The organism is Paenibacillus sp. MER TA 81-3 (assembly GCF_023713585.1).
Classification (GTDB): domain Bacteria; phylum Bacillota; class Bacilli; order Paenibacillales; family Paenibacillaceae; genus Paenibacillus_B; species Paenibacillus_B profundus.
The window spans coordinates 1-21688 of the sequence record NZ_JAMAWB010000012.1 but is presented as its reverse complement, the minus strand read 5'-3'; the positions used below and the strand labels follow the sequence as shown (position 1 = coordinate 21688).

Sequence of the window (21688 nt, the reverse complement as noted above, 5' to 3'; positions counted from 1 at the left end):
CCAAGCTATTGCCGCTCCTATCCACCGGAGTGTGTGCTATTGCTATAAGTGCGTGTTCAAAAGATTACTTTTCAGCACCGAGAAGGTTGCAAGAACGATCTCTTCTACATAAGCGATAGCGCACACTCGCAACCGGTGAACAGAAGATTAGAACACAAAATCGATTTCTTCTGCTAAGGACGCCTCTTCATCTTCCTCTGCATTGCCGTGTAAGTGAATGTCACCTAAGCGGATAGCAGGCTGCTCACAGATCTGAGCCAAGATAGACAACAGATCCTCGGCAAAGTTGTCAACCATGTTTGTTGTAAACAATCGGGTGCAATATTCAAAGTGCCCGCTCATTACACCGTCTTCCAGCGCAATCTCCAGTGTCAGATCGAATTTGGCGACGTTGTGATGTTGCGTATACGGTTCTATGGTCAGCTCTCCAATGCGAACGTTCCGGTCTTCTGTATTTTGCAAGACGAACATGGTGTCAAACAGCGGATTTCTGCTTGGGCTCCAAACGGCCTGTACGTGCTCCACAAGCTCTGCAAACGGATAATCCTGATTTTCATAAGCAGCCAAGGTCATTTCCTTAACCTCATCCAGGTAGGAGAGGAATGACTTCTCCCCGCACGGATAGCTGCGCAATGCAAGCGAGTTGACGAACATCCCGATGAGCGGCTCCACATCCGCATGCGTTCTTCCCGCGATCGGAGTGCCCACGATGATATCTTCTTGATCTGAGTATTTATGCAGTAAAATCGTATAGGCCGCTAACAACACCATGTACAGCGTCGTGCCGGTATGCTCGGCGAGCCGCTGCAGCCCCCCGCTCATGTGCGAATCGATTACAAAATCAAGGGTGTCTCCTTCATGGCTCTGATGAGTCGGTCTTGCAAAATCGGTTGGCAATTCCAGCTGCGGGAGCTCGCCATCCAATGCGTCAAGCCAATACGCTTCCTGTTGTTTTATCCGTTCACTCTGCGCCTCTGATTGCTGCCATGCGGCATAGTCCTTGTATTGGATGCGCAGTGGCGGCAGCTCCTCCCCGCTGTACAAGCGGGCAAATTCCTCCACCAATATGCCCATGGAGACTCCATCAGAGATGATGTGATGCATGTCAAACAACATAATATGATGTTCCCGGTCTAATTCGATCAGACCGACACGCAGCAAGGAAGGCTGCTCCAAATCAAAGGTGCGGACGAATTGGTTCGCGATTGCTTCAGCCTCTTCTTCATTTGCCTGCATATACTCCACCGCAAATGCCGTATCCTGATGTACACGCTGCATCGGCTCGCCGCCCACCATCTCGAAGCTGGTGCGAAACACTTCATGACGTGCGATTAATCCGCGAAATGCTGCCTCGAATTGATTCCGGTCCAGTTGCCCTCTGATCGACATCGCTCCCGGCATATTGTAGCTTTGTTCTGCCCCTTCCACCTGCTGCACGATGTACAGCCGCTTCTGCGCAGAAGACAACGGATAATAATCGCTTGCTTCGACCTGCGGAATGGTCTGGAACTCTCGTTGTTCCGTTCTGCCGATAGCGAGCGCCATGTCTTCAAGAATCGAATAGCGGAACACGTCTCTCAACGGCAGATTGATGTTCAGCTCCTTATGCAGCTTGCTAACCAAGGTGGTGGCGCGCAAGGAATGTCCCCCAAGTTCGAAGAAGTCGTCCTTCACGCTGACGTGCGCCAGTCCGAGCACTTCTTGCCAGATTCGCACCAGCTTCACTTCGAGCAGCGAGCGCGGTGCAACATGTTCCTTGCCACTGCGCATGCTTCCTCCCGGAGCCGGAAGCGCCTTGCGATCGAGCTTCCCGTTCGCTGACAACGGCAGTCGCTCCAGCTGCACGAAGTACGATGGAATCATGTAGCCCGGCAATTCTACAGCCAACGCTGATCTCAGCTCGCTTACCGGCAATTCGCTATCTGCGGCGAAGTAGGCGCACAATGCCTTCTGCCCGCTCTCATCTTCCCTCGCGACAACGACCGCTTCCCGAATGAATTCCACTTGCAGCAGCTGGGCCTCGATCTCGCCGAGCTCGATGCGATATCCCCGGATCTTCACTTGATGGTCGATCCGGCCCAAATATTCGATGCTGCCGTCCGGCATCCAGCGGGCTAAGTCGCCCGTCCGGTACATCCGCGCGCCAGGCTTGAACGGAATCGTCACGAATTTCTCGGCCGTGAGCTCCGGCCGCTTCAAGTAGCCTCGCGCCAAGCCCACACCCGCGATGCATAATTCTCCGGCTACGCCAATCGGCTGCAGTTGATCTTGACGATTGACGATATAAAGTTGCGTATTGTCAATCGGCTTCCCAATCGGCACGCTCGTATATGGCTGCCCGGCCTCACAGTCATAGTACGTCACGTCTACGGTCGCTTCCGTCGGCCCGTACAGATTGATCAGGCGCGCTCCACTCGCCGGGGCAATGCAACGCTCGAATCTCTCGACTTGCGAGAGGGTCAGCGCCTCGCCGCTTGCGAACACCCGCGAGAGGGTCGCTAAGCTGCGCTCCCGTTCCGCAATCGGCTGGTCCTCGACATATTCGAGGAAGGCATGCAGCATGGACGGCACAAAATGCATCGTGCTGATATGCTGCTGCGCGATCGTATCCAGAATGACGGCCGGATTCTTCTCCCCGCCGACCGGGAGCAGGCACACTTTGGAACCGACGAATGCCCACCAGAACAACTCCCAGACGGAGACGTCAAATGTGATCGCCGTCTTCTGCATAATCGTATCGTTGGCGTTGATTGGATATTGCTTCTGCATCCACAGCAAGCGGTTGATGACAGAGCCGTGCTCCACCAGAACCCCCTTCGGTTTGCCCGTCGTCCCCGACGTATAGATGACATAAGCAGCATCGCTTGCCTGGTTGACCCGTTCCAGATCCGATCCATCTTCGGCGTAAGAGCTCGTATCGTCCAGATTGACGATGCGGCCTGCAAAGGACACGCTCTCTCGAGAGAGACCCTGCAGCAAGAGCACCTGCGCTCCCGAATCTTCCAGCATATAGTGAATGCGCTCCTCTGGAAAATCCGGAGCAATCGGCACATATGCCCCGCCAGCCTTCAAAATCGCCATGATGCCGACCATCATCTCGAGCGAACGCTCGACCATAATGCCGACACGCTGATCCGGTTGGACGCCTTGCGCTCGCAGCGTCCGGGCCAAGCGGTTCACACGCTCGTTCAGTTCCCTGTACGTCAACGTTTCCTGCTCGAACATGACCGCCACCGCATCTGGAGTTCGTTCAACCTGTTCTTCGAACATCTGATGGATCGTCTTCTCCCGCGGATAGTCCGCCGCCGTATCGTTGAATACATCTACAATTTGCGCTTTTTCCGCTGCAGTCGCGAGCTCCAGTTCTCCCACCGATATTTGCGGGTTGGCCGTAATTTGCTCAAGCACATGCACCAGATGCCCCTTCAACCGCTCGATGCTCGTTCTGTCGAACATGCTTCCGTTGAAGTCGAAACGAACGACGAGTTCTTCGCCCGGCACGACCATTAGATTGAAATCATAGTTCGTTTGTTCTGCCACTTCGACGTCCGTGATGCTTAGCGTTCCGCTGTCCTTGCTTCCGGTTTGCTCCATCTGCTCATCCACCGGATAGTTCTCGAACACCATAATATGAGATATTAACTCCTGCTTTTGCGCACACTGTGCTTGTATCTCATACAACGGATAATAATCGTATCGGCCAGAGTCCAATGCCTGCTCCTGCAGCCGGCTCATCACCTGAGTAAAGCTCGTCTCCGCCGCGCAAGCGACGCGCACCGGAATCGTGTTGATGAACAGCCCGATCATCGTTTCAATGCCCGGAATTGCTGCTGGTCTGCCCGAAACGACTCCGCCGAACACCACATCGTCTGTGCCGTTGTATTTCTGCAGGATGATGCCCCAGGCCGCCTGCAGCAATGTATTCAGCGTCACTGAATGCTGCTTGGCCAGCTGGCTCATCCGTCCTGTCAAGGTCTTGCCCAGTTCGCACACGACATGCTCCAGCACGTAAGCTTCGTCTCGCCCTTGCGTCTTCCCTTGCGGCAGCACCGTCTGTTGGTCGTACCCTGCTAAGTATTCGCTCCAATACCCAGCTGCCGCTTCCTCGTCCTGCTGTTCCAACCACTCGATATACTGGCTATAGGATGACTGAGGGTACGCTGCTGGCAGTGACTGTTCATCGTGATGCTGCTTCATGTAGGCTCTATATGTGTCGAACAGCTCTTGCGTCAGCTGCGGCAAGCACCAGCCATCCATGAGAATGTGGTGAGAGCTCCAGAGCACGCGGCAGCTTGCTGCTCCCGTGCGCATCAGCGCTACTCGCACCAACGCATCCCGCTCCAAATCAAATCCCTTCAGCTTATCTTCCCTTGCGGCGTGCTCGATATGTGCAGTCTGCTCGGCTGCTGACAGATGGCTTAGATCTTCATAGACGAATGCAATCCGCTTGCCCCGGTACACAATTTGCAGTGGTTCGCCGTTCCATCCGCTATAGAAGTTCGTCCGCAATACCGCATGGCGCTTAGCCAATACGTTCAAACTCATGGCGAAGACATCCACATCGAGTACTCCCTGTATGGTGAATCGAGTTTGCTCGAAATAAGCGCCCGCCTGTTGATCGATAGCGTTGTGGAACCACATGCCCTTTTGCATCGGTGTCAACGCATATATATTTTCGATCTCGCCGACGTGCCGCGTTTGCTTCACAATCAGCTCCAGTTCCTCCACACTCAATCCCTGCAACAGCACGTCGCTCGGCGTCAGTTCCGTGCGTTCTTTCGCCGCGCAGTGCGCGATAATCTCCTGCAAGCTCTCACGCAGTCGCCCGGCCAGTTCCTCCATCGTCTCCCTGCGGTATTCCTTCCGGCTGTAGCTCAGGTCAAAGGACAACGATCCGTCCGCAATGCCTCCGTTGATGTCCAATGCATATTGGCGCACTTGATTGCCGCTTGCATCCAAGCCGCTCGAATACGGGGACATCTCCATCCCGTTGTTGTTCAGATCTTGATCGAACTGCCCCAAGTAGTTGAAGCTGATCTCGGGTGCTGCGCTCCACGCTGCCTCTTCCATTGTTCCGGTCAGATATCGGCAGATGCCATACCCGATCCCCTTGTGCGGAATTTGGCGCAAGTCCTCTTTCACCTTTTTGACGTGATGGGACAAGCTCTTGTCTGGCTCTATCTCAAGCAGCACTGGATACTCGCTCGTAAACCAGCCCACCGTGCGCGAGATATCGATGTCCTCTATGATGGACTCGCGGCCGTGTCCTTCCAGATTCACAAGCACGCGATCGCGGCCGCTCCATTGCTGGATGGCCATTCCGAGCGCTGTCAACAAAATGTCGTTCATATCGGTGTTGTAGGCCCGGTGTACGTGCTTCAACAGTTGTTCCGTATCCTCCCGGCTCCATTGGACGCTGACAGATTCGCTATCCCGTTGCAAAGAAACACTCGTTGTCCGATCTTTTGGCAGAGGCTTCGTGTTCGACTGCGCGATACGCTGCCAATACGATCGTTCCTGCTCCATGGCCGGACTCTGCGCGTATCCGCTCAGCTGCTCGGACCAGGTTAGATAGGAGTCCGTCTTCGCAGGCAGACGAATCGCTTCTCCCTTCAGCGCCTGCTCGTAACCTGCCGCGATATCCTCCAGCAAGATCCGCCATGAGACTCCGTCGACAACGGCATGGTGAATAATGATTAACAAATGATGCCCATGCGCGCAAGTGAATAACCCAGCTCTCAACAGCGGCCCTGCTTGCAAATCAATACTGCTCTGTATCTCGTTCGCCTTCGTTTCGATTGCCTTGTAGCAAGCGGGATCATCCGTAAAGTCCGCCAAGTCGAGGCTGTAGAGCTCGCCTTCTCCGATCCCTCTGTTCCAGGCGGCATACCCGTGCTCCGTCTTGCGGAATACCATCCGCAGCGCATCGTGATGCTCGGCGATCTTCTCCAGCGTCTTGCGAATCGCCGCTTCGTCGAAGCCTTCCTTCCGGTATAGCATGATCGATTGGTTATAGTGATGCGGGTCGGCGAACCGCTGCCCGAAGAACCAGTGTTGAATCGGCGTCAGCGCCGCCTCACCGGTCACTGCGCCCTGGTCGGCTTTCCTGCCAATCGGCTGAATATGCGGACTTAGCTCCGCGATAGTCGGATATTTAAACATGTCGCGTATCTCCAGCTTGTAACCGGCCTGATGCAGCCGGGAAGACACTTGAATCGATTTGATGGAATCGCCGCCCAGTTCGAAGAAGTGATCCATCAGTCCAACCTGCTCTGTGCCCAATACAACCTGCCACACGGCTGCAAGTGCCTTCTCTGCCTCAGTTCGCGGCGCAACATGCTCTGCTCCGGTATACGCGTTTCCTTCTGGAGCCGGCAGTCCCTTGCGATCAACTTTGCCGTTCGGTGTCAACGGCATGCGCTCCAATTGCACAAAATGCGCAGGGATCATATAGCCTGGCAATTGTTGGGCCATTGATGCTCTCAGTTCACCTACCGTTAGAGCGCTGTCTGCAACGAAGTACGCGCACAGCACCTTCTGTCCGCTTCCATCCTCCCGCGCGACGACGGCCGCTTCGCGGACGCCTGCCGCTGCCAGCAGCTGGGACTCCACTTCGCCAATCTCGATGCGATACCCTCGAATCTTCACTTGATGGTCGATCCGGCCCGCATATTCGATATTGCCGTCCGGCAGCCAGCGCGCCAAGTCGCCCGTCCGGTACATCCGCGCGCCCGGCATGAACGGATTGTCCACGAATTTCTCGACGGTCAAGTCCGGTCGATTCAGATAGCCGCGGCCGACGCCGGCTCCGCCGATATATAATTCACCCGTGAGACCGATAGGCTGCAGCGAGCAGTTATCATCCAGAATATACATCGTTACACCCGGCAACGGCTTGCCAATCGGCAACGTTCGCAACGAATCCGGCGTTGTCCGTTCATAGTAGCAAGCATCGACGCAAGCTTCGGTCACGCCATAGCTATTCAGTATTCGCATGTGTGAACCGCAGCGTTCGCTCAGCTTATGGAATTCTGCCGTCGGGCAGTGGTCCGAACCCACGATCAACATCTTCAGGCTGCTAATGTCCAAGTTGTTGTCGTACACATAATCCATGAACGGGATGACGAGGGCCGGTGTCGATTCGAACATCTGTATCTGATGCTTGCGAATCAACTCAGAGATAGCCGCCGGGTTCGCCCGCGCCTGCTCTGGACACAGAATGAGCTCTCCTCCATACAGCAGCGTGCGGACCATATCCCCCGAGAACACGTCAAACGAGAAGCTGGCCCACTGCAGCCAGCGGATACCTTCCTCCTCCAGGCGATATTCGCGTTTCCAGGCGTCAGCTATGGCCACTAGTTGTCTATGCTCGATCATGACGCCTTTCGGATTGCCCGTCGTTCCTGATGTGTAGATGACGTACGATAAATGCGTCGGCTCATTGAGCGGCTCCAAGTTGGTTCCGTCTTCATGGTAGAACGCTTCTTCGTCCAGAATCACCCATGTCCCGGCAAACGCTACGCTTGCTTGTAGATGACGCTGGGCCAGCAGCACCTGCGCGTGCGAATCGTCCAGCATGTAGCGAATGCGATCCTCCGGATATTTCGGGTCAATCGGCACATAGGCTCCGCCGGATTTCAAGATGGCCATAATGCCCACGATCATGTCCAACGAGCGATCAGCCATGATGCCGACCAGTTGCTCAGGCTCCACACCCTCGGCCCTCAACGTGCGCGCCAGGCGATTCGCCCGTTCGTTCAGCTCCCGGTACGTCAGCTGCTTGTCCTCGTGTACGACCGCAATCCGATCCGGCGTGCGCTCCACCTGCTCCTCGAACAATTCAGGCACCGTTTTCTCCTGCGAGTGCCCTGCCTCCGCTCTGTTAAACACATGTTGAATCTGAGCCTTCTCTTCCTCCGTAAGCATGCCGAGCGAAACCAGCTTCGCCTCCGGCTGGTCCACAATGGAATCGATTAATTGTTGGAAGTGCTGTGCCATACGTTCTGCCGTGTCTGGTTTATACAAGGCAGTCGCATATTCCAGACTGCATTCCAGCCTGTCATTTTTTTCCGATACATCCAAGCTCAAATCAAATTTGGACATCGTGTATTCGCTAGGATACGGCGTCAGCCGCAGTCCTTCGAGAGGGAAAGTCTCGGGCTCCGTATTATTTAAAGCGAACATAGTGTCGAACAGCGGATTACGGCTTAAATCTCTCGCGACCTGCAACTTGTCCACCAATTCTTCAAACGGATAGTTCTGGTGTTCATAGGCCCCCAAGGTCGTTTCCTTGACTTCCGCCAGATAGGAGCGGAATGTTTTCTCCCCTGCTGGATAATTGCGAATAGCAAGCGTGTTGACGAACATCCCGATGAGCGGCTGCAGATCCCCATGGGTTCTTCCCGCAATTGGCGTGCCCACGATGACATCCTCTTGGCCCGTATACTTATGAAGCAGGATGGTATAGGCTGCGAGCAGCACCATGTACAGCGTTGTCCCGGTTTCGACCGCAATCCGGCGCAATCCTTCGCTCATTTGCGGATTGATGTCGAATAAAAGCGTGCAGCCAGCATACTGTTGCACGGCAGGACGCACATAATCCGTCGGCATTTCCAATACCGGAAGTTCTCCGCGGAACACGTCCCGCCAATATCCTTCCTGCCGCTTCATCCAATCCTGCTGCACTTCGGACAGCTGCCATGCGGCATAATCCTTGTACTGGATACGCAGCGGCTCCAACGCTGCTCCGGCGTACAAACGGACGAACTCTTCCACCACGATCCCCATCGAAACGCCGTCGGAAATGATGTGGTGCATATCATACAGGAGCACATGACGCTCCTTCGCCAATTCGAGTAAACCTATTCGCAGCAACGGCGGCTTCTCTAAATCGAACGTGCGGACGAAATCTCGTACGATCGCCTCGACATCTTCCTCATCCGCCTGCCGATATTCCACTGCAAAATCCACTTTCTCATATACTCGCTGCACCGGTTCGCCATTAACCATTTCAAAGCCGGTACGCAATGTTTCATGACGCGCTACGATTCCGTGGAACGCTTCTTCGAATTTCTCCTGATCGAGCATACCTTCAAGGAGCAGTACGCCCGGCATATTGTAGCCTTGCTCGGCCCCCTCAATCTGGTGGAGAATATACAGCCTCTTCTGCGCAGAGGATACCGGGTAATAGTCTCTCGTTTCAATCGCTGGTATGGACATATATGTGCGTTGTTCCATCTCTGCAATCGCGCAAGCCATCTCCTCTATCGTCGAGAAGCGGAAGACATCCCGCAACGGCAGATTGACATTCATCTCTTGGTGCACCTTGTTCACCAACGTGGTCGCACGCAAGGAATGCCCGCCAAGCTCAAAGAAATTGTCTTTGACGCCGATGCTTTCCAGTCCAAGCACATCTTGCCAGATACGCGTCAAGTCGGACTCCAATAGGGTCCGCGGCGCTATATATTCCGTGCCGGTATTTACGCTGTCTTCCGGAGCCGGCAGTGCTTTGCGGTCGATTTTCCCATTAGCCGTCAGCGGCATCCGCTCCAATTGCACGAAATATGCGGGAATCATATAGGCTGGCAACGCATGCGACAGTTCTTGCCTCAATTCGCCCACCGTAAGCTCACGGGCGGCTACGAAGTACGCGCATAACTGCTTCTCCCCGTGTCCGTCTTCCCGTGCGATGACGATGGCCTCCCGAACAGGATCCACCTTCGTCAATTGCGCTTCCACTTCGCCGAGCTCGATCCGGTAGCCGCGAATCTTTACCTGATGATCGATCCGTCCCAAATATTCGATATTGCCATCCGGCAGCCAGCGGGCCAAATCGCCCGTTCTGTACATACGTCCGCCTGACTCGAAAGGACTATCCACGAACTTGTCAGCCGTCAGTTCTGGACGGTGCAGATAACCGCGCGCCAAGCCATCGCCCGCTACATACATCTCTCCAGCTACACCCACAGGCACGCATTGGCGATTCGCATCCAGCACATATACCTTCAAGGTCGGGATCGGGCGCCCGATATTGCTTTTCGCTTGCTCGATTTCCACTTGAGTAATTTCTTTATAAGTGACATGGACCGTCGTTTCCGTTATTCCATACATATTGATTAACTGGGTATGCGGATATTTCGTTTTCCAATCTTTCAGCAGCTGCGGATTTAATGCTTCTCCTCCGAAAATGACTTTTCTTACTTTCAGTTCTTGTCCGGGCTCTGCCAGCGCTTCCCGCAGCAGCTGATAAAAATAAGTCGGTGTCTGGTTCAATATGGTCACTTGCTGCTCGTGAAGCAGTTCCAGGAACTGTGCCGGATTTTTGGCGGTCAATTGCGGCACGACCACCAATCTGCCTCCGTATAACAGCGCCCCATACATCTCCCAGACCGAGAAATCAAAGCAGAAGGAGTGGAACAATGTCCACGTATCCGCCGAATTGAAGTCGAACAGATTTTTGCTGTTGAACAATAAGCGCACGACATTTTTATGTTCAATCAATGTCCCTTTCGGCTTACCCGTTGTACCAGAGGTGTAGATGACATAAGCCAAATCGGACGGCTTGCTCGGCGTTGCTGGATTAGAGCTGTCTTCAACATAGGATTGCTCGTCATCAAGCATCACGACTGTCCCATCAAAGCCAACTTTGTCCCGCAGATCATGCGGAAGCAGCAGCACCTGCGCTCCAGAATCGTCCAGCATGTAGCGAATCCGCTCTTCCGGATATTCCGGATCAATTGGCACATAAGCTCCGCCGGCTTTTAAAATCGCCAGAATACCGACTATCATTTCTGGTGAACGATCGGCCATAATGCCCACCAAGCTATCCGTCTGCACGTCTTTTGCCCGGAGCGTATGCGCCAAGCGATTGGCACGTTCGTTCAGCTCCCGATAAGTTAACTGAGCATTCTCGAAAATTACGGCCACTGCAGCCGGGGTACGTTCCGCTTGTTCTTCGAACAGCAGGTGAATCGTCTTCTCCCGCGGATAGTCCGCTCCCGTATCATTGAACCGATCCACAAGCTGAACCTTCTCTTCTGCCGTCAACATCTCCAACCGATCTAACCGGTCCGCCGGCTCGCCAGTGACGGCTTCAACCAACTGGCGGAAGTGCTGTGCCATCCGTGCGACCGTTTCCCGCTGGAACAAGGCGGTGGCGTATTCGATGCTGCATGCCAGCCCTTCCGCTTCTTCTTCGATATGGAAGGTCAGGTCGAACTTCGCGACAGGATGTTCTGCCGGATGCGGCAACAGCTGCAGCCCATCGATATCGAACGTTCCCTGCTCCGTATTCTGCAGGACGAAGACCGTATCGAACAACGGATTGCGGCTTGCGTCCCGCGGCACCCGCACATTTTCCACCAGTTCCTCAAATGGATAATCCTGATGCTCATAGGCCCGCATCGTTGTGTCTTTGACTTCCTCCAAAAAGGACAAGAATGTCTTCTCTCCGGCAGGATAGCTGCGAATGGCCAGTGTGTTGACAAACATTCCGATGAGCGGCTGCAGATCTCCATGCGTTCTGCCTGCGATCGGCATTCCCACGATGATGTCTTCTTGCCCCGTGTATTTATGCAGCATGGTCGTATAAAGTGCCAACAGCACCATATATAATGTAGCTCCGGACTCAGCAGCTAGCTGCCGCAGGCGCTCCGCCTCGCGCCGCTGAATCGTGAACTCGAACGTATTGCCTTCATAGCTTCGGAACAGAGGCCGCGCATAGTCCGTCGGCAATTCCAAGACCGGCAGTTCCCCGCGCAGCGCATCCAGCCAATAGGCTTCCTGCTGTTTCGACCAATCCTGCTGCGCTTCAGACTGCAGCCAGGCGGCATAATCCTTATATTGAATACGTAAAGGCGAGATCTCTTCTCCACGGTACAACCGGACGAACTCTTCGATCAGAATCCCGATCGAGGCCCCGTCGGATATGATGTGGTGCATGTCGAACAGCAGGAGATGGCGCTCCTTCGCAAGCTCGATCAGACCGATTCGCAAGAGCGGAGGCTTCTGCAAATCAAACGCGCGGATGAAAGCATGAACGGCTTCACCGGCTGCTTCTTCACTTGCCTGCGCATACTCCACCGCAAAATCCACTTCTTCGTATACCCGCTGCACAGGTACGCCATCCACCATCTCGAAGCCAGTGCGCAGCGTCTCATGACGCGAAATCAGCTTACGGAACGCTGTTTCGAGCCGCTCCCGATCAAGCGGTCCTGCGAGCGTCATCACGCCCGGCATGTTATAGGTCTGTTCGGCGCCCTCCAATTGATGCAAAATATATAGCCGCTTCTGGGCCGAAGACACTGGATAGCATTCTCTTTCGCCGACCTGAGGGATCGCTCTGTATTCCTCTTGCTCCATCCCGCCAATCACTTGCGCCTGCTCTTCAATAGTCGGGAAGCGGAACACCTCGCGCAGCGGCATGCTCACATGCAGCTCCTGTTGAAGCTTGCTTACCAGCGTCGTTGCACGTAAAGAGTGTCCGCCAAGCTCGAAGAAACTGTCCTTCATGCTGACCTTCTCAAGTCCGAGCACTTCTTGCCAGATATGCGCCAGCTTGGATTCCAGCGGAGTCCGCGGCGCGACATGCTCTATTCCTGTCATGATGCGGCCTTCCGGCTCCGGCAGCGCTTTGCGATCGACCTTTCCGTTCGGCGTCAGCGGCATCCGCTCCACCTGCACCAAGTGTGTCGGGATCATGTATCCCGGCAGCTCTTGCGACAAAGCCGATCTCAGCTCGCTTGCCGTAAGCTCTTTATCCGCTGCATAATACGCGCACAACATATTCTGGCCGCTTTCGTCCTTCCGTGCGATCACGGCAGCACTCTGAACCGGCTCCACTTTCAGCAGATGCGCTTCCACCTCGCCAAGCTCAATCCGGTAACCGCGGATTTTCACTTGATCATCGATTCGTCCCACGTATTCGATTGTTCCATCCGGCAGCCAGCGCGCCAAGTCGCCTGTGCGGTATAGCCGTGTTGCCGGCACGATAGGGCTGTCTACGAACTTCTCTGCCGTCAGCTCCGGACGGTTCAAGTAACCTTGGGCCAGTCCGTCTCCGCCTGTATACAACTCGCCGATCACGCCTGCCGGAAGCAGCTTGCCCGCTCCATCCAGCACATATGCTTGCGTATTGCCGATCGGACGCCCGATTGGAATGGACGGCCGCTCCATATCGGCTGCGGAAATCTCGTGGCAGCAAGTGAAGGTCGTATTTTCCGTCGGACCATATCCATTGATTAGCCGAATTCCGTTATACCGCTCCAGAACCTTTGTGGCATGCGTCTTGGAGACGACATCGCCGCCCACCAACAATTGTTGGACTCCCTGCAAGGCTTGGAGCTGATTGTCGACCATGACGTGGAACAGTCCTGCCGTTAACCATAGGATCGTCACTTGATGCTGTTGAATGGCCCGTGTCCATTCGGTCAACGATACATTGCCCGGAGGCAACACAGCCAACGCAGCTCCATTCAGCAAGCTGCCCCAGATCTCGAACGTTGCCGCATCGAACGATATCGTCGAGCCTTGCAAAAATACGTCTTTGCTGCTGATGTCCACATAATTGGCATCGGCAACGAGCCGGACCACCCCTCGATGCGTGACGCAGACTCCTTTCGGAATTCCCGTCGATCCGGACGTATAGATGATGTAGGCCACATCGTCCGCGGTCGCCGCCGTATCTGACAAGTTCGGCCAGCTTCCTTCCAGAATCGTCTCTGCTGCTGCATCAAGCAAGACGGAATCAATGCTGTTCGGCACGCTTGTCTGCAGATGCGCCTGCGTGAGCATCACGCTGATTGCTGTATCTTCCAGCATGGCGTTAATCCGTTCTTGAGGATAGGAAGGATCGATCGGAACGTATGCCCCGCCAGCTTTGAGGATTCCCAGCAGTCCAATCACCATCTCTAGGGATCTCTCTGCGCAAATACCAACCAATGTGCCTCGTGCTACGCCTCGATCCCGCAAGAGATGAGCAATTCGATTGGCAGCGGCATTCAGCTCCGCATAGGTCAACCGTTTATCCTCAAATAGCACCGCCACCGCGTCCGGAGTTCGTTCTTCCCGTTCTTCAAACAATTGATGTATCGTCTTCTCCCGCGGGTACTCGACAACTGTATTGTTGAACACGTCTACAATCTGCGCTTTCTCAGCTGCTGTCGCCAATTCCAATTCTCCCACCGGTATTTGCGGGTTGGCCGCGATTTGCTCCAGCATGTTCACTAAATGACCCTTCAACTGCTCCATACTCGTTCTGTCAAACACGATTCCGTTATAATCCAGACGAATCACAATTTCGTCCCCGGGCATGATGACCAGGTTGAAGTCATAGTTCGTTTGTTCCGTTACCATGACATCCTTCAATTTCAGCCCTTTGCCATCAAGGCTTTCCAATTGCTCGATTTGCTCTTCCATCGGGTAGTTCTCGAATACCATGATATGATTGATCAGTTCTTGCTTCTGCGCGCTCTGCGCCTGAATCTCATACAGCGGATAGTGATCGTGCTTGGCGGATGCCAGCGCCTGTTCCTGCAGCCTGCACATGATGTCGGCGAAGCTCTCCCCCGTATCGGCGGTAACGCGAACAGGAATCGTGTTGATGAACAGGCCGATCATCTCTTCAATCCCCGGCATGTCCGCCGGTCTCCCCGATACGACGCCGCCGAATACCACGTCGCCGGTTCCGTTATACTTCTGCAACATGATGCCCCATGTTGCTTGCAGCAACGTACTCAGGGTCACCAAATTCCGTTTCGCCGCCTCGTTGAGCCGCACGCTCAAGTCTTTGCCCAGTTCGCAATCGATGTGCTCCGCAGCGTATGCTTCGCTTCGTCCTTGATCTTTCCCTTGCGGCAGCGCCGTATGCTGGTCGTATCCAGCCAAATACTCGGACCAATATGCGGATGCCGCCTCTTCATCTTGCTGTTCCAACCATTCAATATATTGACTGTACGCAGGTACCGTTGTCTTTTCGAGATGCCGATGCCGCACATAGGCAGAGTACGTATCGAACACTTCTTTGGCAACCAGCGGCAAGCACCAGCCGTCCATCAGGATATGATGCGAGCTCCAGAGCACGTGATAGCTCTCTTGTGCCGTACGCATCACTAACACCCGCATGAGCTCATCTTGCTCTAAGTCAAACCCGCGCAGCTTGTCTTCATTCACAGCGTTCTCGATATGCGCTCTTTGCTTAGCCGGCTTCAGAGCGCTCACATCTTCATAAGCGAACCCAATCCGCTTGTCACGGTATACGATTTGCAGCGGTTCGCCCTTCCAACCGTTGTGGAAATTCGTCCGCAACACAGTATGCCGCGCTGCCAATGCGGTCCAGCTCTTGGCGAAGGCATCCACGTCGAGATCCCCTTGCAAGGTAAACCGCGTTTGTTCAAAATACGCGCCCGCCTGCCGATCCATGGCGCTGTGGAACCACATACCTTTCTGCATCGGTGTCAACTTGTACATATTTTCAATGTCCCCGATGTGCTGTGTCTGTTCCACGATCTGCTCCAGTTCCTCCACACTCAGTCCCTGCAGCAAGACATCGCTCGGGGTCAATTCCGGCCGCTCCTTCGCAGTGCAGTGCGCAATGATTTCCCGCAGAATCTCTTGCAGCATCCCGGCAAGATCCTCAATCGTCTCCCTTCGATATTCCTTGCTGCCATAGCTTAGATCGAAGACTAACGAGCCATCCATAATCATTCCGTTGATGTCCAGCGCGTATTGGCGCGCTTGGTTGCCGCTTGTGTTCGAGCCGCTCGACAAGGGAGACATGAGCATCCCGTTGCTCTGCAAATCCTGATCGAACTGCCCCAGGTAGTTAAAGCTGATTTCTGGATTCGCGCCCCAAGAGGCTTCATCCGGGAGGTCGGACATATAACGGCATATGCCATACCCAATGCCCTTGTTCGGGATTTGGCGCAAGTCCTCCTTTACCTTTTTAATCCGGTAGGACAAGCCCTTGGCCTGCTCCATTTCGAGCAGCACCGGATACTCGCTTGTAAACCAACCTACAGTGCGTGAAATGTCGATGTCTGCGATGATGGCCTCGCGGCCGTGTCCTTCCAGATTCACCAGCACCCGGTCGCGGCCGCTCCATCTCTGCACAGCCGTCCCTAGAGCTGTCAACAAAATGTCGTTCATTTCCGTGTTATATGCCTTGTGCACGTGTTTCAATAGCTGCTCTGTGTCCTCTGGGCTCCATTGGACGATGACGGATTCGCTATCCTTCTGCAAGGAGCAATCCGCTTCATAATCCTTAGGCAAAGGATTCATTTCCGTCTGTGTGATACGCTGCCAATAGGTACGTTCATTGATTACAGCCTGACTGTCAGCATAAGAGGCCAGTCGCTCCGACCAAGTGCGATAAGCATCGGTTTTGCTCGGAAGACGAACCTCTTCTCCCTTCAACGCTTGCTCGTAACCAACCGCGATATCTTCCAGTAAAATGCGCCAAGAGACGCCATCAATGACAGTATGGTGAATGACGAGCAGTAAATGATCCCCATCCGCGCATTGGAACAATCCTGCCCGCACCAATGGCCCTGTCTCGATGTCGATCCCGCCTTGAATCTCGTTCGCTTGCGCTGCAATCAACGGCCCGCAAGCCGATTCATTACGGAAGTCCGCCACATTCAGCCTGTATAGCTCGCCTTCTCCGATTCCTCGGTTCCAAGCGGCGTATCCGGATTCAGTCTTGCGGAATACCATCCGCAACGCATCGTGATGCTCAGCGATCTTCTCCAGCGTCTTGCGAATCGCTGCTTCGTCGAAGCCTTCCTTGCGGTACAGCATGATCGATTGGTTATAGTGATGCGGATCGGCGAACCGTTGTGCGAAAAACCAACGCTGGATCGGTGTCAGCTCCGCTTTCCCAACCACTTCGCTCTGATCGGCCATTCTTCCGGCTGGCTGGATGTGCAGACTCAGCTCCGCAATGGTCGGGTATTTGAATAAATCCCGGATCTCCATTTTGTAGCCGGCCTGACGCAATCGGGAAGACACTTGAATCGACTTGATGGAATCGCCGCCAAGCTCGAAGAAATGCTCGCTCGCGCCGACCCGTTCTATACCCAATACAGCTTGCCACACGGCAGCCAGCATCTTCTCCGCTGCAGAACTCGGCTCCACATATTCCGTTCCGGTATGCGCGCTTCCTTCCGGAGCCGGCAGCCCCTTGCGGTCGACCTTGCCGTTCGGCGTCAATGGCATCTGTTCCAGCTGCATGAAATACGATGGAATCATGTATCCCGGCAGTTCTTCCGCCATCTTTCCCCTCAGCTCATTCACTGTGAGCTCGCGGTCTGCCACGTAGTATGCACACAGCACCTTCTGTCCGCTTCCGTCCTCCCGTGCGACAACGACTGACTCTCGAACGGACTCCGCTTTGAGCAATTGAGATTCAATTTCGCCTATCTCGATGCGGTATCCCCGAATCTTCACCTGATGATCGATCCGCCCCAAATATTCAATATTGCCGTCCGGCAACCAACGCGCCAAGTCGCCCGTCCGGTACATCATCTCGCTTGGCGCATATGGATTGTCGACGAACTTCTCGGCCGTCAGATCTGGCCGATTCAAATATCCTCTTCCCACACAAGCCCCGCCGATATATAGTTCACCCGTTATCCCGATCGGCTGCAACGAGCGGTTATCGTCCAGTACCATCATGGATACGGCTGGTAATGGTTTGCCTATCGGCAGCGTTCGAAGCGCATCGGAATCCGTCTGTTCGAAATAACTGGCATCGACGCACGCTTCGGTTACGCCATAGCTATTCAGAATTCGCATTTGTGAGCCGAATCGTTCCATCAGCTTCTGGAATTCTTCAGCCGGACAGTAATCCGAGCCGATGATTAACAATTTCAGACTGTGAATGTCCATTTTGTTGTCGTATATATATTCCATCAGCGGGACAACGAGGGCCGGCGTCGACTCGAACATCTGGATGCGATGCTTGCGAATCAATTCGCAGATAGCTTCCGGGTTCGCCCGCGCGTGATCGGGACACAGAATAAGCTCTCCGCCATTCAAGAGTGTGCGGACCATGTCTCCCGAGAATACGTCGAACGAGAAGCTCGCCCACTGCAACCAGCGAATGCCCGCCTCATGCAAGTGATACCGGGATTTCCAGGCGTGTGCCATGGCCACCAGCTGTCTATGCTCAATCATGACCCCTTTCGGCTTGCCTGTCGTCCCTGATGTGTAGATGACATAGCTCAAATTAGACGGGTCATTGTTCGATTCAAGGTTGGTGCCGTCTTCGTCGTAGAACGCATTCTCATCAAGAATCACCCATGTGCCGGTGAACGCAATTCGTGCCTGCAGATGACGCTGGGCCAACAGCACCCGCGCGTTCGAATCATCCAGCATATAGCGGATGCGCTCCTCCGGGTATTCCGGATCGATTGGCACATAAGCCCCGCCAGCTTTCAAGATAGCCAGAATGCCCACTATCATCTCCAGCGAGCGGTCTGCCATAATGCCCACTAATTGCTCTGGCTGCACGCCCTCGGCTCGCAATGTCCGCGCTAGCCGATTGGCCCGTTCGTTCAATTCCCGGTATGTCAACTGCTCATCCTCATACACGGCCGCAACATGATTGGGCGTGCGCGCCGCCTGCTCCTCGAACAATTGGTGCACGGTCTTGTCCCTAGGGAACTCTGCGGCCGTGTCGTTGAATTGGGTCAATATTTTACGCGCTTCTTCGTTGTTCAACATGGTCAGCTCGTGCAGCGTCTGATGCGGATTATGCAGAATTCCATCGACTATGGTAAGCATCTGCTCGATAATTCGAGTGATTTCATGCTCTTCGAACAATTGGATCTGATAATCGACATTGATGACAAGCTGTTGATCGTCAAGCATATCTTCGACATGAACCGCGAAGTCATCCACTTCGTGACCGCAAAAACTGCTCCGCTGCTGAATGCTGAGCTGTCCATAGCTGGACCAATTAATCGGCATATAGTCCACAGACACACCATAGAGATCTTGGATATCGCTGTGCTTATGCTCCTTTCTCAAATCCAGAATAAGCTGGTTGTACGGATATTTCTGATGACGCAAATTCGTCTTTTGCTCTTTGGAGACATTATGTAGGATGGAAATCAGATCTTGGTTGGGATCAAGCGACAATCGAGTCGCGACTGTGCTTACAAACATGCCCAACATTTCTTTTTCTTTTCTTGATGTCCGGTTCGCGTATGCTGTCCCCACAGCAATATCCAAATTTCCAGTTGTTTTATATAAAAACATGTATACCGTTGCCAAAAATAGTGTGAACAGGCTAATGTTGTGTTGCTCGCTGAAGACCTTCAGCTGTTCGTAACGCTCGCCGGTGAGGGCTACGTACGCTCTTTTCGCCTCAGTGCTTATGGAGTATGGAGGATACGGTTTAATTCCTGTCGTCTCGGGCATGGTTTTGAACTTTTCCAGCCAATATGCCTTATCTTTCTGATAGCGATCGGACTTTTCATATTCCTGCTCCGCATAAATGTAATCGAGATAAGAGTTCTTCTTGTCTTTGGCCGAGAACGTTCCATTTGTAAGCTCCATATAGGTTTGCACGATTTTATTGCCTATAAGATGCGAAGTTACGCCATCAGCTATAATATGGTTAATTTTTAAGTGAATCCAATACTCTTGATTGTTAACGTTAAATACTGTGAAATTATATAATTTATCATCAAAAATACTGATTGGAATTCGATTGAAACGATTCAACCAGTCTTTAGCTTCCAAATGGTCATCCCATTCCATATAGTCTACTTCTGGAGTGATAGCCGATTCGGGCTCGAGCCGCTGAATGGGTTGATTGTCTTGAGTCATGATTCTGATGCGGAAAGCATCGTGTTGCGTAATTACTTGGCAGATAGACTCCTTCAGCACAGCCGCGTCTACCTCGCCTCGAATGACTAAAGTTCCTGCAACGGTAGAGACGGTGGTATTCGGATGCATCATTTCCATATACCATATTCTTCGCTGCGCCTGCGTCAATGGAAATAATTTGTTCGGATTTTCGTTCACATGGACTCTCCCCTATTAGAAATATTCGTAACTGTCTAGGTACACAGCTATTTGAATGTTCTTCTGGATGAGTAAATAAACATTTCCGTACAGAAATGGATTAAAACCGTTATCGTTATAGAGTAGAGGGATATTTCACTTATGATTGGTTAGGTTTAATTTGGTTTGGTTAGGTTAGATTTGGGCATATCCCGTGCGATAGTGCGAGTAGGTAGCTTGAATACGGTTCGAAAAGGCAGGTATAGCGTTTCTTGGGGTCATCAAAGGTGTATGGCCAGGGCAAGCCGATCTGGCACATGTGTTAAATAGCCGCATGGTTGGTGGAAACAGATCATTGAGATTCGCCGAAGAATCCAGATAAAGATACTTCACCCCCTTATATGCAATAAAGCGAAGTAATTTAATTCATTTAAAAGACATCCTTATAAGTTAATTATTACCACCACGTATTATAGTATCATTGGTTGTATTTAACAATATCATTTACTATAAATTAGTATAATATATTAATTTTCCGTAAATTAAAGGTTTATATTGTCATGAATATGACATAAATATCCGCGTTTAAAAGAACATGAAAAATCCCCATTTGAACTGTACCCCATAGGATAGACACCTTTAAAAAAAGTGCCCGCCCTACGGGGTTGCTCGAAGTCCGAAAAACATCATCGCCTATCTGGAAAAAACCTACTTGTATTCCAATAGTAACCACACTTGCGAGCACGAACGGCCCGCTTCCGTAGAATAATCCACACATACCGAGCAGGAATAACAGACCGGAAACGACAGCCAAGACCCGTCGATTCGACATACGCGCTGCACTGTAGGTACGATAAATGTAAAGGGCAACAGCGGAAACTGTACGGGTTACAATTCAATTAAGTAAACAGCTTTTAATACGCACTTGTTTATTTAATGAGGTAATTTTTAATGTCATTATTCAATTATAGGACCTTTCCACTGCGTCGAGTAAAGCAGTTAAGAATTAGATTGGACTCAGCCATGTATCGTTCTTGTTGAAGCATCTCGCGGGGGTGTTGGATGTACACTCCCAGCCACTCCCCAGTCACCACTCCGTCGATCGATCTTTCCCTATCGCCGCCGATCACGGTAAGCGCAGAGTCTTTAATCGGCTTCAATCTTTGCGCAGCTTCGTTCGCCGCTTTGAGCACTTGAGGCTTTAAGCTCTTATAGGCCTCTTTCATATCTTTTTTCTTTTGCTCCCAAAACAGTTTAGATTGAAGGCAATCGTTCGTCCGCCCCTTTGCTGCATCCTCCCCTTGCATCAGAAGAGGTACGATATACTTACAGGGGGAATGATTTGCAACTGTCTAAATGAAAGGGAGAGTGAAGAATCGCTCAAAGGGGCAGCAGGGGTCTTCTCCAAGCGGCATGTAACTCTGACTCCTCCTCATCGGGTTCCTGCCTTTCTGACTGTATGGGAGAATGGAGCTAAGGGCCGAGCGACAATATGCGTTTGTTCGAAAGAGGAGGAAAAGGTGACACCCATAAAAAAAACCTCCCCCGTTTCACCGAGGCCACTGAAAAAGTCCCTTAGTCCTGAAAGAGACAATTCTTCATTTTTTTGAAGAGTCTGTCTCTTTTTTTCGGTATAATCAAAGTATCTCATCAAAGGCTGGTGATCTCTGTGCTCCCGAAG

3 protein-coding genes are annotated in these 21688 nt (G+C 52.8%); all 3 read right to left on the bottom strand.

What is annotated here, in order from left to right:
* Positions 1-147 precede the first annotated feature (147 nt).
* The gene (locus M3650_RS18210; RefSeq protein ID WP_251576817.1) at positions 148-20028 is read right to left on the bottom strand and encodes a non-ribosomal peptide synthase/polyketide synthase; all 19881 of its coding nucleotides are present in this window, start codon (positions 20026-20028) and stop codon (positions 148-150) included.
* Between the two features lie 944 nt (positions 20029-20972).
* Positions 20973-21233 carry a hypothetical protein gene (locus tag M3650_RS18205; protein WP_251576816.1) on the bottom strand — a complete coding sequence of 87 codons (261 nt, stop codon included), beginning with the start codon at positions 21231-21233 and terminating at the stop codon, positions 20973-20975.
* A gap of 206 nt (positions 21234-21439) precedes the next feature.
* A partial coding sequence (locus M3650_RS18200) for a hypothetical protein (RefSeq protein ID WP_251576815.1) occupies positions 21440-21688 on the bottom strand: 249 nt, incomplete at its 5' end.